This is a genomic window from Nonomuraea insulae (assembly GCF_042656245.1).
Window position 1 is genome coordinate 162,557 of record NZ_JBHSPA010000022.1, and the last position, 14,942, is coordinate 177,498.

General features: G+C 70.6%; 12 protein-coding genes. 11 read left to right on the forward strand and 1 reads right to left on the reverse strand.

Translation table 11 applies throughout. The features are described from left to right. The first annotated feature begins 13 nt into the window (after window positions 1-13). Complete coding sequence (locus ACFPZ3_RS16735) at window positions 14-208, forward strand: hypothetical protein (RefSeq protein ID WP_379515022.1); 195 nt, start codon at window positions 14-16, stop codon at window positions 206-208. A 1-nt stretch (window position 209) separates the two neighbouring features. Here ACFPZ3_RS16735 and ACFPZ3_RS16740 read toward each other — a convergent pair whose 3' ends face one another. After that, entirely contained in the window at window positions 210-596 is a 387-nt protein-coding gene (locus tag ACFPZ3_RS16740; RefSeq protein ID WP_379515023.1) for a VOC family protein, read from the reverse strand. A 192-nt stretch (window positions 597-788) separates the two neighbouring features. Between ACFPZ3_RS16740 and ACFPZ3_RS16745 the strand changes: the two genes are divergently transcribed. From ACFPZ3_RS16745 to ACFPZ3_RS16790, 10 genes are all read left to right on the forward strand, one after another. Further along, a complete protein-coding gene (locus ACFPZ3_RS16745; protein WP_379515024.1) occupies window positions 789-5,384 on the forward strand; it encodes an ATP-dependent helicase in 4,596 nt (1,531 codons plus the stop codon). Window positions 5,385-5,562: 178 nt separating this feature from the next. Continuing rightward, entirely contained in the window at window positions 5,563-6,168 is a 606-nt protein-coding gene (locus tag ACFPZ3_RS16750) for a TetR/AcrR family transcriptional regulator (protein ID WP_379515025.1), read from the forward strand. Next, window positions 6,165-6,914: an ABC transporter ATP-binding protein gene (locus tag ACFPZ3_RS16755; protein WP_379515026.1), complete on the forward strand. Its 750-nt coding sequence runs from the start codon at window positions 6,165-6,167 to the stop codon at window positions 6,912-6,914. The genes ACFPZ3_RS16750 and ACFPZ3_RS16755 overlap by 4 nt, the downstream gene beginning before the upstream one ends. A gap of 96 nt (window positions 6,915-7,010) precedes the next feature. Then, window positions 7,011-8,765: a hypothetical protein gene (locus ACFPZ3_RS16760; protein WP_379515027.1), complete on the forward strand. Its 1,755-nt coding sequence runs from the start codon at window positions 7,011-7,013 to the stop codon at window positions 8,763-8,765. A gap of 7 nt (window positions 8,766-8,772) precedes the next feature. Next, complete coding sequence (locus tag ACFPZ3_RS16765; RefSeq protein ID WP_379515028.1) at window positions 8,773-9,450, forward strand: GntR family transcriptional regulator; 678 nt, start codon at window positions 8,773-8,775, stop codon at window positions 9,448-9,450. Window positions 9,451-9,541: 91 nt separating this feature from the next. After that, entirely contained in the window at window positions 9,542-11,158 is a 1,617-nt protein-coding gene (locus ACFPZ3_RS16770) for an ABC transporter substrate-binding protein (protein ID WP_379515029.1), read from the forward strand. Beyond that, window positions 11,158-12,117, forward strand: coding sequence for an ABC transporter permease (locus tag ACFPZ3_RS16775; protein ID WP_379515030.1), 960 nt, complete (start codon window positions 11,158-11,160; stop codon window positions 12,115-12,117). The genes ACFPZ3_RS16770 and ACFPZ3_RS16775 overlap by 1 nt, the downstream gene beginning before the upstream one ends. Next, window positions 12,110-12,958, forward strand: a complete 849-nt coding sequence (locus ACFPZ3_RS16780) for an ABC transporter permease (protein ID WP_379515031.1) — start codon at window positions 12,110-12,112, stop codon at window positions 12,956-12,958. Before ACFPZ3_RS16775 ends, ACFPZ3_RS16780 begins: the two co-directional genes overlap by 8 nt. Further along, window positions 12,955-13,968, forward strand: coding sequence for an ABC transporter ATP-binding protein (locus ACFPZ3_RS16785; RefSeq protein ID WP_379515032.1), 1,014 nt, complete (start codon window positions 12,955-12,957; stop codon window positions 13,966-13,968). The genes ACFPZ3_RS16780 and ACFPZ3_RS16785 overlap by 4 nt, the downstream gene beginning before the upstream one ends. Then, the gene (locus ACFPZ3_RS16790; RefSeq protein ID WP_379515033.1) at window positions 13,965-14,942 is read left to right on the forward strand and encodes an ABC transporter ATP-binding protein; all 978 of its coding nucleotides are present in this window, start codon (window positions 13,965-13,967) and stop codon (window positions 14,940-14,942) included. The genes ACFPZ3_RS16785 and ACFPZ3_RS16790 overlap by 4 nt, the downstream gene beginning before the upstream one ends.

Sequence of the window (14,942 nt, forward strand, 5' to 3'; positions counted from 1 at the left end):
GTAGGACATCCTCATGCCAAAGACCCCCAAGTCTTCACCCCCGAGGACAGCCAGGACGAAGGCCAACAAGGCCAACCGGCGCCGGTTACAGCTCACGCTGCGACTGGCCGTACAGAAGGAGAGGGAGGAGCGGGCCGAGCGGCACGCCGGCATCAGGCAGGAACCACGTGCGGGCAGGCCGCGTACGCGCAGGGCGTCGCGGCGATAGCTCACATCACCCGCGCGCCGTACATCTCACCGAGATGGTCGGCGAGCAGCTCCAGCCGGGCGCCGTCGGGGTCCTTGAAGTAAATGGAGGCGCCGCTCTCCATCTGGTGCGGCACGCCGGCCATCTCCAGCTTCCCGCGCAGCCTCTCCCACGTGGCGGGATCCACGGAGATCGCCACGTGGTGCAGACCGCCGAGCACTTCCTGGTAGGGACCGAGGTCGAGCCCGGGGAAGTCGAAGAACGCCAGCAGGTTGCCGTTGCCGATGTCGAAGAAGAAGTGGTTCGAGCCCTTGTAGTCGCGGTTCTCGAAGATCTCGGTGAGCGGGAACTCCAGGAGTTCCTGATAGAACTTGATGGTCCGTTCCACGTCGGACGAGAGCAGAGCCATGTGGTGCAGGCCACGGGCGCTGCTTGATGGTCGGTGCGGTAACACGTAGCGCTCGCGTATTTCCGCACGACGGGCTTCGATGGCCGCGTAGTCAATGGTCACGGTCGCTGTATGTCCGCCTGGGCCCCGCCTCAATCACCTGCCGCAGCGCCAAATGCGTTTTCTGTCGGTGGCGCGAGGCAGTATGTGCGGGTGAGCTCGCTAGACCAGTTCAGCCAGGTGACCAGGCAATGGTTCGCCGGAGCCTTCCAGGCTCCCACCGCCGCCCAGGAGGGCGCGTGGGAGTCGATCTCGCGTGGCGACAGCACCCTCGTCGTCGCGCCCACAGGGTCCGGCAAGACGCTGGCGGCCTTCCTGTGGTCCCTCGACCGGCTGGCCGCCGCGGGTGAGGAGGGGGCGGGGACACGAGTCCTCTACGTGTCGCCGCTCAAGGCGCTGGCCGTGGACGTCGAGCGCAACCTGCGCGCGCCGCTGGCTGGGCTGAAGCAGACGGCGCGGCGGCTCGGGCTGCCGGTGCCGGAGATCTCGGTGGCGATCCGCTCGGGCGACACCCCGGCCGCTGAGCGCAGGCGGTTCGCGGCGCGGCCGTCCGACATCCTGATCACGACGCCTGAATCGCTGTTCCTGCTGCTCACCAGCCAGGCGCGAGAGGCTTTGCGCGGCGTGGAGACGGTGATCGTGGACGAGGTGCACGCGGTCGCGGCCACCAAGCGCGGCGCTCACCTGGCCCTCACCCTGGAGCGGCTCGACGCGCTGCTCGACAAGCCGGCGCAGCGGGTGGGGCTGTCGGCGACCGTGCGGCCGGTGAGCGAGGTGGCGGCGTTCCTGGGCGGGGCGCGCCCGGCCACCGTGGTGCAGCCGCCGTCGGACAAGCGGATCGAGGTCGAGGTCATCGTCCCGGTCGAGGACATGACCGAGATGGAGAGCCGGCCTCGGGAGGAGGGCGAGGAGTTCGCCCCCGAGCCGGGCAACCGCTCGATCTGGCCGCACGTGGAGGAGCGGCTGTTCGACCTGATCGAGGCGCACAGCTCCACGATCGTGTTCGCCAACTCGCGGCGGCTGGCCGAGCGGCTGTGCACGCGCCTCAACGAGCTGGCCTACGAACGGGAACACGGCGGCGAGGCCGTCGACCTGTCGATCTGGGAGACGCCGCTCGCCGGCGAAACGCCGCCGAAGCGGATGCCCGCCGACCTGATGGCGCAGGCGGGAGCCAGCAAAGGCGTCGTGACCGAGATCGTACGCGCCCACCACGGCTCGGTCTCCAAGGAGGAGCGGGCACAGATCGAGGAGGCGCTCAAGTCGGGGCGGCTGCCGGCCGTGGTCGCCACCTCCAGCCTTGAGCTGGGCATCGACATGGGCGCGGTCGACCTGGTCGCGTGCGTGGAAGCGCCGCCGAGCGTGGCCAGCGGGCTGCAGCGCATCGGCCGGGCGGGGCACCAGGTGGGCGCGGTGTCCAAGGGCGTCATCTTCCCCAAATACCGGGGCGATCTGGTGCAGACGGCCGTGGTGGCCGAGCGGATGAAGAGCGGGCTGATCGAGGAACTGCGCTATCCGCGTAATCCGCTCGACGTGCTGGCGCAGCAGATCGTGGCGATGACCGCGCTCGACGAGTGGACGGTCGACGAGCTGGAGAGCTTGGTCAAGCGGGCGGCTCCTTACGCGACGCTGCCGAGGACCGCGCTGGAGGCCACGCTCGACATGCTGGCCGGGCGCTATCCCAGCGAGGAGTTCGCCGAGCTGCGTCCGCGCATCGTGTGGGACCGCGTCACCGGCACCCTTCAGGGGCGGCCGGGCGCGCAGCGGCTGGCGGTGACCAACGGCGGCACGATCCCCGACCGGGGCCTGTTCGGCGTGTTCCTGGTGGGCGAGCGGGCCTCCAGGGTGGGCGAGCTGGATGAGGAGATGGTCTACGAGTCGCGCGTCGGCGACGTGTTCGTGCTGGGCGCGACCTCCTGGCGGATCGAGGACATCACCGCCGACCGGGTGCTCGTCTCGCCCGCCCCCGGGCAGCCGGGCAAGCTGCCGTTCTGGCACGGCGACGCGCCGGGCCGGCCGGCCGAGCTGGGCCGGGCGATCGGGCAGTTCCTGCGCGAGCAGGCCAAGCAGGGCTCGACGGAGCGGATGCTGGCGGCGGGGCTGGACGAATACGCCTCGGGCAACCTGCTGGCCTACCTCAAGGAGCAGCGCGAGGCCACCGGTTACGTCCCCGACGACCGCACCCTGCTGGTCGAACGCTTCCACGACGAGCTGGGCGACTGGCGCGTGGTGATCCACTCCCCCTACGGCGCGCGGGTGCACGCCCCGTGGGCGCTGGCGATCAACCGGCGGCTGCGCGAGCGCTACGGCATCGACGTGCAAGCCGTGCACTCCGACGACGGCATCGTGCTGCGCATCCCCGACACGCTCGCCGAGCCGCCCACCGACGTGGCGGCCTTCGACGCCGAGGAGATCGAGCAGATCGTCACCGAGGAGCTGGGCGGATCGGCCATGTTCGCCTCCCGGTTCAGGGAGTGCGCGGGCCGGGCGCTGCTGCTGCCGCGCCGCACGCCGGGCAGGCGCAGCCCGCTGTGGCAGCAGCGGCAGCGGGCCGCCCACCTGCTGGGCGTGGCCTCGCAATACGCCTCGTTCCCGATCGTGCTGGAGACGATGCGCGAGTGCCTGCAGGACGTCTTCGACGTGCCGGGGCTGGTGCAGCTCATGCGTGACCTCGCCGCGCGCAGGGTGCGGCTGGTGGAGGTGGAGACCTCGCAGGCCTCGCCGTTCGCGGCCTCGCTGCTGTTCAACTACGTGGGCGCCTTCATGTACGAAGGCGACGCCCCCATCGCCGAACGCCGGGCGCAGGCCCTGGCGCTGGACACCACGCTGCTGGCCGAGTTGCTCGGCCAGGCCGACCTGCGTGAGCTGCTCGACCCCGATGTGATCTCCGACAGCGAGCGCGAGCTGGCCAGGCTCGACCGGCCCCTGCGTGACCTGGAGGACCTCGCCGACCTGCTGCGCTCGCACGGGCCGCTGCTGGCGCCCGACGTGAGCGTGCGCGGCGGCGATCCCGCCTGGCTGGAGCAGCTCGAACGCGCCCGGCGGGCGATCAGGGTGCGCATCGCGGGCGAGGAGCACTGGGCGGCCATCGAGGACGCGGCGCGCATGCGTGACGCGCTGGGGGCGCCGTTGCCAGTCGGGGTGCCGCACGCGTTCCTGGAGCCGGTGGCCGATCCGCTGGCCGATCTGGTGGCGCGGCACGCCCGTACACGAGGGCCGTTCCACGCGGGCACGGCCGCCGCCCGGTTCGGGCTCGGCGTGGCCGTGGTGACCGACGCGCTGCGGCGGCTGGCTTCCACCGGGCGGGTCGTCAACGGAGAGTTCCGGCCCGGTGGGCGGGGCGAGGAGTGGTGCGACGCCGGGGTGCTGCGGATGTTGCGGCGCAGGTCGCTGGCCAGGCTCCGTAAGGAGGTCGAGCCGGTCGCTCCTGAGACACTCGCCGTGTTCCTGTCCGCCTGGCACGGCATCACCGGCTCCGACGGCGCCGGCGCACGAAGCGATGCCGGTGCGGGGGCGCGGGCCATGGACGCGCTGGTGCGCTCGATCGAGCAGCTCCAGGGGGCGGCGGTGCCCGCGTCGGCGCTGGAGACGCTGGTGTTGCCGTCGCGGGTGCCCGGCTACCATCCGTCGTTGCTCGACGAGCTGACCTCGTCGGGCGATGTGATGTGGGTGGGTCAGGGGTCGTTGCCGGGCGGTGACGGGTGGGTGTCGCTCTACTTCGCCGACACCGCGCCGCTGCTGCTGCCCGAGGCGGCCGAGATCACGATGACGCCGGTGCATGAGCAGGTGCTGGAGCTGCTCGGCGGGGGTGGGGCGCTGTTCTTCCGTGGCCTGTCCGATCAGCTCAAGTCGCTGGACGACGCGACGCTGGTGTCCGCGCTGTGGGACCTGGTGTGGGCGGGGCGGGTGTCAGGTGACACGCTCGCGCCGCTGCGGGCCACGCTCGGCACCGGGCGGCCCGCGCATCGGCCCGCCACGACGCGGCGGCGCCGGGCCGTGCTGCCGAGCCGGAGCGGGCCGCCTACCGTGGCGGGGCGGTGGTGGTTGTTGCCGGCGGCCGCTGCCGATGCCACCCAGCGGGCTCATGCGCAGGCCGAGGTGTTGCTGGAGCGGCATGGGGTGGTGACGCGGGGAGCGGTGACGGCGGAGCGGCTTCCTGGGGGATTTACGCCCATTTATCAGGTTTTGCGGGCCCATGAGGAGAGCGGGCGGTGCCGCCGAGGGTACTTCGTCGAAGGGCTCGGTGGCGCGCAGTTCGCGCTGCCGGGGGCGGTGGACCGGATGCGGGCCATGGCGCCGAGCATCGCACCGGGCTCCCCGGCCATCGAGGCGTCCGATATGGGCGCGTTCGGAGCATCTGGCGGTGGGCGGGGTTCTGGTGGGAGGCGGCGGGCCGTGGTGCTGGCGGCGGCCGATCCGGCCAGTCCGTACGGCGCCGCGCTCCCCTGGCCGCAGCGTCCCGGTGACGTCGGGCACAAGCCTGGCCGGAAGGCCGGAGCGCTGGTCGTGCTCGTGGACGGGCACCTGGTGCTGTACGTGGAGCGGGGCGGCAAGACGCTGCTGTCGTTCACCGACGGCGAGCGGCTGCAACCGGCGGTGGACGCGCTGGCCCTGGCCGTACGCGACGGGGCCTTGGGCAAGCTGACCGTGGAGCGGGCCGACGGGGCCTCGATCGTGGACTCGCCCCTGGCGGCGGCCCTGGAGGCGGCCGGATTCCATCCCACGCCACGCGGCCTGCGGTTGCGCGCCTGAGCGGGTGTTCGGAGGCGGTGCGGGCCCCAGGCAGGTGCGATCCGGGCACCTGAGCGGGGCGCGGGCCGGGAGATGGGCTCTGGGCGGTGTGGGCTCTGGGAAGGGTCGTTGATTCTGGGGGCAGCCGGGGTGGAGGTTAGGTTTCTTATGGGTTGAATGGTCGTTTAAAATTTTGAGCGTGTCGTCAGAAAGCCGGACCTTCATAGAGGAGGCGCGCCGGGCCCAGATCATCGCCTGCGCCATCGAAGTGCTGGCCGACCACGGCTATGCCCGCACCACCATGGCCAGGATCGCCAAGCAGGCGAAGATCAGCACCGGCGTGATCTCGTACCACTTCGGGGGAAAGGCGCAGCTCATCCAGGCGGTGGTCGCGGAGGTGGCCAGGCTGGCCACCGACCTGATGATCCCGCGCATCCTCGCCCAGCCCACCGCCGCGGAGGCCCTGCGGGCCTACATCGAGAGCAACCTCGAGTTCATGCGGCTGCACCGCAAGCCCCTCCTCGCGCTGGTGGAGATCATCACGCACCAGCCAGGCGAGGAGGGCGGGCCAGGGCCGTACGCGGAGCAGGCGGAGGTGGCGATCACCGACCTGGAGAAGGTGCTGGAGTGGGGCCGGAAGTCCGGCGAGTTCCGCGACTTCGACCAGCGAAGCATGGCCATCGCCATCCGGGGCGTCATCGACGCCGTGCCCGGGCGGCTGCTCAACGATCCCGATTTCGACCTCGACCTGCTCACCCAGGAACTCGTCACCACCTTCACCCTTGCCACCAGGAGACAACCATGACAGCGGCCTTGGAGATCAAGGGCTTAGCGAAGACCTTCGGCGAGAACGTCGCCGTGGACCACGTCGACCTGACCGTCCCGCGGGGCTCCTTCTACGGCCTGGTCGGGCAGAACGGCGCGGGCAAGACGACCACGTTGTCCATGGCGGTGGGCCTGCTGCGGCCCGACGCGGGCACGGCGCGGATCTTCGGCGCGGACGTGTGGTCGGATCCGGCGAAGGCCAAGCAGCTCGTGGGCGTGCTGCCCGACGGGCTGGCGATGCCGGAGCGGCTCACCGGGCGCGAGGTGCTGACCTATCTCGGGCTGCTGCGCGGGCTGAGCAAGGAGGTGGTCGCCGAACGGGCCGAGGAGCTGCTGTCGGTGCTGGAGCTGGACGGGGCGGAGAAGACGCTCGTGATCGAGTACTCCACCGGCATGCGCAAGAAGATCGGGCTGGCCACGGCGTTGTTGCACGCGCCGAAGCTGCTGGTGCTGGACGAGCCGTTCGAGGCGGTGGACCCGGTGTCGGCGGCGACGATCAAGATGATCCTGCGCGGCTTCGTGGCGGGCGGCGGCTCGATCGTGCTGTCCAGCCACGTGATGGCATTGGTGGAGCAGCTCTGCGACCACGTGGGAGTGATCGACAAGGGCCGGGTGGCGGCGGCCGGCCCGCTGGACGAGGTACGCGGCCAGGCCACGCTGGAGGACACCTTCGTAGAGCTGGTCGGCGCCGGCTCGACCGCGGCCAGGGGGTTGTCGTGGCTGTAGCGATGAGCCTGGGTCAGGGGGCTGTCGTAGCTGTTGCGGTGGCCCTGGTCAGGGGGCTGTCATGGCTGTAGCGGTGACCCTGGTCAGGGGGCTGTCATGGCTGTAGCGGTGACCCTGGTCAGGATGAAGCTGGCGATCCTGCGTCACTCCACCAAGGGCCAGCGCGGCGGCATGATGGCCTCCGGCGGCGTGCTCGGCCTGCTGTTCGCGGCGGGCACGATCTATCTGGCCTTCCTGGAGGGCGACTGGCTGGCCGCCGCGTACGCGGTGTGGATGCTGGGCTGGATCATCGGCCCGGTGTTCTCCGGCGGCGGCGACGAGACGCTGCGCCCGGAGTTCTTCTCGCTGATCGGGCTGCCCGCGCGGAAGCTGGCGGCGGGGCTGCTGGTGTCGGCGTTCGTGGGCGTGGCGCCGGTGATCAGCCTGATCGCCCTGGCGGGCATGGTCGTCGCGGCCACCTCGCCGGTGAACGCGCTGGTGGCGGTGCCGGCGATGGTGTTGCAGCTGGCGGTGTTCGTGCTGCTGTCGAAGGTGGCGGTGGCGCTGCTGGGCATCGCGTTGCGCTCGCGGGCCGGGGCGATCGGGGCGGGGGTGATCAACGGCGTGGTGCTGGCGTTCCTGGGCCAGGCGTGGGTGTTCGCGGTGGCGTTCGGGCAGGGCAGCCAGATTCCGGCGTTCGTGCGCTACCTGCCCTCCGGCTGGGGGCTGCTCGCCGCGCAGGGGAACTACCTGGCACTGGCCGCGATGGCGGTGCTGATCGGGCTGCTGCTGGCGGCGTGGGCGGCGCTGCTGACGCGGCGGGCGGGCGCGAACCGGCCCTCGACGCGCGGCCGGCGTCCGATGCGGGCCGGGACCGGGCGCGAGGCGGTGGTGGCCAAGGAGTTGCGTACGTGGTCGCGGGACCTGGTGCGCAACCATCAGCTCACGTTCGCGCTGGCGTACGGGGTGTTCTTCGCGGGCGCGCCGCTCGTGCTGGGCTGGACGGGAATGTTGCCGTGGGCGGCCCCGATCTTCATCGTGATGGCGGCCGCGATGACCGCCAACCTGTACGGCACCGACGGCACCTCACTCTGGCTGGTTCTGATGACGCCGGGCTCCTCCGACGTGCGGGGCAGGCAACTGGCCTGGCTGGTGACCGTGGGACCGGTGGCGGCACTGCTGGCGGTGGCGTTCACACTGCTCACCGGCGGCCCGTGGGCGCTGATCCTGACGGCGACGGCCGCGCTGCTCGGCGGCGGCGCGGGGATGGTGCCGCTCATCGCGGTGTACGCGCTGGTGCCCGGCACCGACCCCCAGAAGCGGGGCGGCAACCCCCTGCGCACGAGCGAGGACGACAGCGCGCTGACCGGGCTGGCGTACCTGATGTTGCTGCTCGTGGGGCTGACCGGGGCGCCGGCCGTCGTGGTGGCGATCTTGTTCGGCTGGTGGGGCGTGGCGGCCGGGCTGGCGACGGGCGCGCTGTGCTACTGGGGCCTGGGCCTGCTGGCGCAGCGGCGGCTGGCGGCCCGGGGACCGGAGCTGCTGCACATGATGCGCACGGGCCGAAGGCCGGACGGCGGCGAATCGTCGGCGTTCAAGCTGCCCGACATGCCCAAGAAGCAGCGGATGCTCGTGATGTTCTGCTGGTCGCTGGGGGCGATCCCGCTGGTGCCCCAGGGCGTCGTCGCGGCGATCTTCGTCTCCACCGGGCAGTTGCGGCAGTCGTGGTTCCTGGCCACGTACATGAGCCCGGGCCTGCGCTGGCCGGTGGCGATCGCGTTCATGCTGCTCGGCCTGGCCATGTACGGCGTGGGCCTGTGGCTGCCACACCGCGCTAAGAAGGCCCCCGCCCGGGAGGCTGTATACGATTAGCCACGATATGACTGATATGACGCTGGGCGGGGCCCACCAGACCTTGCGTGACGAGGTCACCGCCGAACTGCGCCGCCGCATCCTGTCCGGCGAGTTCGCCCAGGGTGAGCGCCTGGTGGAGGACCGGCTGGCCGTCGCGCTCGGCGTCTCGCGCAACCCCGTACGCGAGTCCATCCGCGTGCTGGCCGCCGAGGGCTTCATCCAGGTCGCCCCCCGGCTCGGCGCCACCGTCGCCCGGTTGTCCGCCGAGGAGGGCGAGGAGCTCTTCGACGTGCGCATGGCGGTCGAGGGCCTGGCCGCGCGGCTGGCGGCACGCAAGCGCAGCCCGGCCGCGGCCAAGCGATTGCGTCACGTGCTGGAGCAGGCCAAGGACGCGGTGGACAGCGGCCGGCTGGAGGACGTGGCCGACCTCAACACCGCCTTCCACCTGGCCGTCGGCGAGGCCGCGGGGAACTCCTACCTGGCGCTGATGATGAAGCCGATGCTCCAGCGGGCACAGTGGATCTTCAGTCAGACCGCCGCCGCGCGAGGGCCGCACTCCTGGCAGGAACACCTGAGCCTGTGCGAGGCGATCGAGGCGGGCGACGAGGACGAGGCACAGGCCAGAGCCGTCGCCCACGTGGCGGCGGCGCGGCGCTCGTTCCTGGCGGCCGCGGGCCGAAAGCCAAAACACCCAAACGATTAGGAAACACTCAGATAACGACATAGCATTATGAAACACCACTGAAATGTCAGATCTTGTATACAGTCTCCTAAACGTTTAAACGGAGGCCTTCATGCGACCGTCCCCCAAGGTCGTCGCGGCGTTCATCTCCCTCCCCCTCGCCCTGACGGCTTGCGGTGGCGGCGGATCGAGCACCACACCCGCGACACCTAGTTCCATATCCAGCGCCTCGGCCGACCACCGGCCGGTCAAGGGTGGTGGCACCCTCAACATCGCGCTCAACGCCGACCCCGACGCGCTGGACCCGAGCATCTCGACCACGCTGGTGGGCCGCGAGGTGTTCGCGAACATGTGCGAGAAGCTCTACGACATCGACGCCTCCGCCGCCCTGATCCCGCAACTCGCCGCGGCCATGCCCGAGCTGTCCGACGACGGCAAGGAAGTGACGATCAAGCTGCGTGAAGGCGTGAAGTTCAACGACGGCACGGCGTTCGACGCCGAGGCGGTCAAGAAGTCGCTCGACCGGCACCGCACCTGGGAGAAGTCCGCCCGCCAGGCCGACCTGGAGGCGGTCTCCAAGGTCGCCGTCGTCGATCCCGCGACGGTCAGGCTCACGCTGAAGCGGGCGTTCACGCCGCTGACCGCGCAGCTCGCCGACCGCGCCGGAATGATCATGTCGCCCAAGGCGCTGGACGCCGCGAACGACAACTTCGGCGCCAGTCCGGTCTGCGTCGGGCCGTTCAAGTTCGCCAGCCGCACCTCCGGCAGCCAGATCGTGCTGGACAAGGCGCCGGACTACTACGACGCGGCCAAGGTGAAGCTGGACAAGCTCGTATACAAAATCATCGTCGACCCCAACGTGCGGGCCGCGAACCTGAAGTCCGACGACGTGCAGGTGGCCGACCAGCTCGCCACGAACACGGTCAAGGGCGTGCAGGCCGACCAGAACCTGAGCGTCGTCTCCGGTGGTGGCCTGGGCTACTACGGCTTCCAGATCAACGTCGGCAACGTCAGCGGCTCCACCGAGAAGCCGGGCGCCGTGGACACGGCGCTGGGCAAGAGCCCGCAGCTTCGTGAGGCGTTCGAGCTGGCGCTCGACCGCGACGCGATCAACAAGACGGTATACAACGGGCTGCACGAGGTCGACTGCTTCCCGGTGCCGCTGGACAGCCCGTACCGGCCGAAGGACCTGACCTGCCCCAAGCGTGACCTGGCCAAGGCCAAGCAGCTCGTGCAGGCCTCCGGCGTGCCGACGCCGATCCCGGTCACGATGGCCACCCCGAACGACGCCGTCAACCAGCGCCTCGCGCAGGTCATCCAGTCGATGGCCAAGGAGGCGGGCTTCAACGTCAGCGTTCAGACGGCCGAGTTCGTCAGCGTTCTGGAGCAGGGCAAGGCCGGCAAGTTCGACGTGCTGATCAGCGGCTGGTCGGGCCGTGTGGACCCGGACGGCAACCTCACGAACCTGGTCACCACCCAGGGCAGCAACAACTACGCCGGCATGTCCGACCCGGGCGTCGACGACCCGATCAAGCAGGCCGCCGCCGAGACCGACCCGGCCAAGCGCGCCGAGTTGTACGGCAGCGCCATGAAGAAGGCCGCCGAGCTCCGGGGCGTGGTGTACCTGTACCACAACAAGTACTACCTGGGCACGAAGAAGACCGTCGCCGGCGTCCAGTACTTCGCCGACGGCCTGCCACGCTTCATCACCGCCGGGTTCGCCGGCTGATGCTCTGGTTCATCCTCCGGCGCTGCGGGTCGGCCGTCATCGTGCTGTTCCTGTCCAGCATCCTGATCTTCCTGGGCATCCGGGCGCTGCCCGGCGACCCGGCCACGGTCATGGCCGGGCAGGAGGCCTCGCCCGCCGCGATCGAGGCCATCCGGCACGAGTTCGGCCTGGACAAGCCGCTGCCCGCACAGTATGTGGACTACGTCGGCCAGACCCTCACCGGCAACTTCGGCCGCTCGACGCAGGACCAGCTCCCCGTGGGCGACATCCTGGTCGAGCGGCTGCCGGTGACGCTGGAGTTGTCGCTGCTGGCCATGCTGGTGGCGATCGTCGTGGGTGTGGGCGCGGGCATCGTGGCGGCGGTCCGGCGCGGCAGGTTCGCCGACTACGTGGCCACCGGATTCGGCCTGGCGGGGTTGTCGGTGCCGCACTTCTGGCTGGGCCTGCTCGGCATCCTGCTGTTCGCGGTCACCTGGCAGGTCCTGCCGGCCTCCGGCTACGTGCCGTTCACCGAGGACCCCGCCCAGAACCTGCAACGCATGATCCTGCCCGCCCTCGTGCTCGGCACCGGCTTCGCGGCGATCCTGATGCGGCAGACCCGCTCGGCCATGCTGGGCGCGTTGTCGGCCGACTACGTCAGGACCGCCAGGTCCAAGGGCCTGCCGGAGAGCAAGGTCGTGGGCGCGCACGCGCTGCGCAACAGCCTGACGACCGTGGTGACCGTGCTCGGCCTGCAACTCGGCGCGCTGATCAGCGGCGCCGTGGTGACCGAGCAGATCTTCGTGATCCCGGGCTTCGGCAAGCTCACCGTGGACGCGGTCCTGACCAGGAACTACCCCGTCATCCAGGCGGTCGTGCTGGTCACGGTCGTCGGATACGTGCTGGTCAACCTGCTCGTCGACATCGCCTACGCCTACCTCAACCCGAGGATCCGCCTTTCCGGAGGCGGCCATGACTGAGGTGATGATGAGGCGTACCAGGTTGTGGCGGCGCTTCAGGCGGCGGCCGATGGCCATGGCCGGGCTGGTGCTGGTGGTCGCGTTCGTGCTGCTGGCGCTGGTCGGGCCGCTGGTGACCGGCGACCCCGCGGCGCAGGACTACATGGCCACGCTCGCTCCCCCGTCGGGCGCGCACCCCATGGGCACCGACGACCTGGGCAGGGATGCCCTGGCCAGGATCGCGAACGGCGCCCAGGTCTCGCTCCAGGCGGGCGTGTTGTCCACGCTGCTGGCGATGGTCATCGGCATCCCGATCGGGCTGGTCGCCGGCTTCTACCGGCGCTGGCTGGACCCGATCGTGATGCGGCTGGTGGACGTGACGCTGGCGTTCCCGTTCCTGGTGTTCGCGGTCGGTCTGGCGGCGATCATCGGGCCCTCGCTCAAGGGCGTGGTGCTGGCGCTGGGCTTCTCCCAGCTCCCCGCCATCGTCCGGATCACCCGCGGCGAGGTGCTGGCGGTCAGGGAGATGGACTACGTGGCCGCGGCCATCGCCGACGGCGCGGGCGACGGGCACATCATCTTCCGGTACGTGCTGCCGAACTGCGCCAGCCCGCTCATCGTGCAGGCCACGGTGGCGATCCCGGCCGCGATCATCGGCGAGTCCACCCTGTCGTTCCTGGGCCTGGGCGTGCAACCGCCGACGCCGTCGTGGGGCGTGATGCTGACGACCGCGCAGCAGTACCTGAGCGACGCGCCCTGGCTGGCCATCTGGCCCGGACTGATGATCGCTCTGGCCACGCTCGGCTTCAACCTGCTCGGCGACGGGCTGCGTGACGTACTGGATCCGAGGAGCGCTCGATGAGCCTGCTGGAGATCACCGACCTGAGCGTCGGTTTCACCACCGAGGACGGCCTCGTCCAGGCGGTCAGGGACATCTCGCTCACCTTGGACGAGGGCGAGATCCTGGCGCTGTGCGGGGAGTCCGGCTGCGGCAAGTCGGTCACCGCGATGTCGGTGCCCCGGCTGCTGCCGCCCGACACGACGCGGTTGTCCGGCTCGATCACGCTGGACGGCCGCGAGCTGACCACGCTGCCCGAGCCGGAGATGCGGCGTGTACGCGGCAAGACGGTCTCCGTCGTCTTCCAGGAGCCGATGACCTCGCTGAACCCGTCGTTCACCGTCGGATACCAGATCGCCGAGGTGCTGCGCAGGCACGAGGGCCTGTCCCGGCAGGCCGCCGCCAAGCGGGCGGTGGAGCTGCTGGAGCTGGTCGGCATCCCGGCGCCGGGGCGCAGGGTGAAGGAGTACCCGCACCAGCTCTCGGGCGGCATGCGGCAGCGCGTGATGATCGCGATCGCCGTGGCGTGCTCGCCCCGGGTGCTGATCGCGGACGAGCCCACCACGGCGCTCGACGTGACGATCCAGGCGGGGGTGCTCGACGTCTTCCGCGACCTGCGGGACCGGCTGGGCACCGCGATCATCCTGATCACGCACGACCTGGGCGTGGTGGCCGACATCGCCGACCGGGCCGTGGTCATGTACGCGGGCCGCGCCGTCGAGCAGGCCCCGGTGAGCGAACTGTTCGCCAACCCGCGCCACCCGTACACGCTGGGCCTGATGAAGGCCCTGCCCTCCGCCGCCGTGAACGGCCGCCTGGCGGAGATCCCCGGCATGGTGCCCTCGCCCATGTCGGACCCCGACGAGTGCGCCTTCCAGGACCGCTGCCCGCGCGCCCAGGTGGACTGCCGCCTGTCCAGACCCCCACTGGAACGCCAGGCCGAAGCGCACCTGGCGGCCTGTTTCCACCCCTGCGGGGACACCCCGCACACCCTGAACAGCGGAAAAGGCCCCCAGCGAGGAGGTGGGAAGTGATCCTGCGGATCGACAACCTGGTCAAGCACTACGGCCCGGTACGCGCCGTGGACGGCCTGTCGCTGGAGATCGGCCAGGGCGAGGTGCTCGGCCTGGTCGGTGAGTCCGGCAGCGGCAAGTCCACGGTCGGCAAGTGCGTGCTGCGCCTGACCGAGCCCACCTCGGGCTCGATCGAGCTGAACGGCAGGGACATCACCCACCTGTCGCGCCGGGCCATGCGCCCGCTGCGCAGGGATGTCCACATGGTCTTCCAGGACCCGTTCTCCTCGCTCAACCCGCGCTTCTCGATCGAGCAGATCGTGGGCGAGCCGCTGCTGCGGCACAAGGTGAACGACCGGCGTGAGACGGCCACGCGCGTGGCCGCCATGCTGGAGAAGGTCGGGCTGCGCCAGGAGATGCGCAAACGTTTCCCGCACGAGCTGTCCGGCGGGCAGCGGCAGCGGGTGGGGCTGGCCAGGGCGTTGATCCTGGAGCCCAAGCTGGTCGTGGCCGACGAGCCGGTGTCGGCGCTGGACGTGTCCGTGCAGGCGTCGGTGCTCAACCTCATCACCGATCTGCAGCGGGACATGGGGTTCTCGTGCCTGTTCATCACCCATGACCTGTCGGTGGTGGAGTTCCTGGCCGACCGGATCGCGGTCATGTACCTGGGCAGGATCGTGGAGTCCGGGCCGACGGCCGAGATCTTCGCGGAGCCGCGGCATCCGTACACGCAGGCGCTGCTGTCGGCGGCGCCGGTGGCCGATCCGGTCAGGCAGCGGGAGCGGCGCAGGATCGTGCTCGGCGGCGATGTGCCGAGCCCGATCGATCCGCCCGCCGGATGCCGGTTCCACACGCGGTGCCCGCTGGCGTACGACGAGTGCCGCACCACCGAGCCCCTCCTGCAGGACCCCCGCGGCGGTGGCCACCCGGCCGCCTGCCACCTTGTCACGGCGGAGCGCGTCCCCGACGCGGCCGCCAGTAATACAGCGTTGTAA

What these genes read in the sequence shown, in the direction of transcription:
- ACFPZ3_RS16735 (WP_379515022.1), top strand. Translation starts at nt 14, where the DNA reads ATGCCAAAGACCCCCAAGTCTTCACCCCCGAGGACAGCCAGGACGAAG.
- ACFPZ3_RS16740 (WP_379515023.1), bottom strand. Translation starts at nt 596, where the DNA reads ATGGCTCTGCTCTCGTCCGACGTGGAACGGACCATCAAGTTCTATCAG.
- ACFPZ3_RS16755 (WP_379515026.1), top strand. Translation starts at nt 6,165, where the DNA reads ATGACAGCGGCCTTGGAGATCAAGGGCTTAGCGAAGACCTTCGGCGAG.
- ACFPZ3_RS16760 (WP_379515027.1), top strand. Translation starts at nt 7,011, where the DNA reads ATGGCTGTAGCGGTGACCCTGGTCAGGATGAAGCTGGCGATCCTGCGT.
- ACFPZ3_RS16765 (WP_379515028.1), top strand. Translation starts at nt 8,773, where the DNA reads ATGACTGATATGACGCTGGGCGGGGCCCACCAGACCTTGCGTGACGAG.
- ACFPZ3_RS16770 (WP_379515029.1), top strand. Translation starts at nt 9,542, where the DNA reads ATGCGACCGTCCCCCAAGGTCGTCGCGGCGTTCATCTCCCTCCCCCTC.
- ACFPZ3_RS16775 (WP_379515030.1), top strand. Translation starts at nt 11,158, where the DNA reads ATGCTCTGGTTCATCCTCCGGCGCTGCGGGTCGGCCGTCATCGTGCTG.
- ACFPZ3_RS16780 (WP_379515031.1), top strand. Translation starts at nt 12,110, where the DNA reads ATGACTGAGGTGATGATGAGGCGTACCAGGTTGTGGCGGCGCTTCAGG.
- ACFPZ3_RS16785 (WP_379515032.1), top strand. Translation starts at nt 12,955, where the DNA reads ATGAGCCTGCTGGAGATCACCGACCTGAGCGTCGGTTTCACCACCGAG.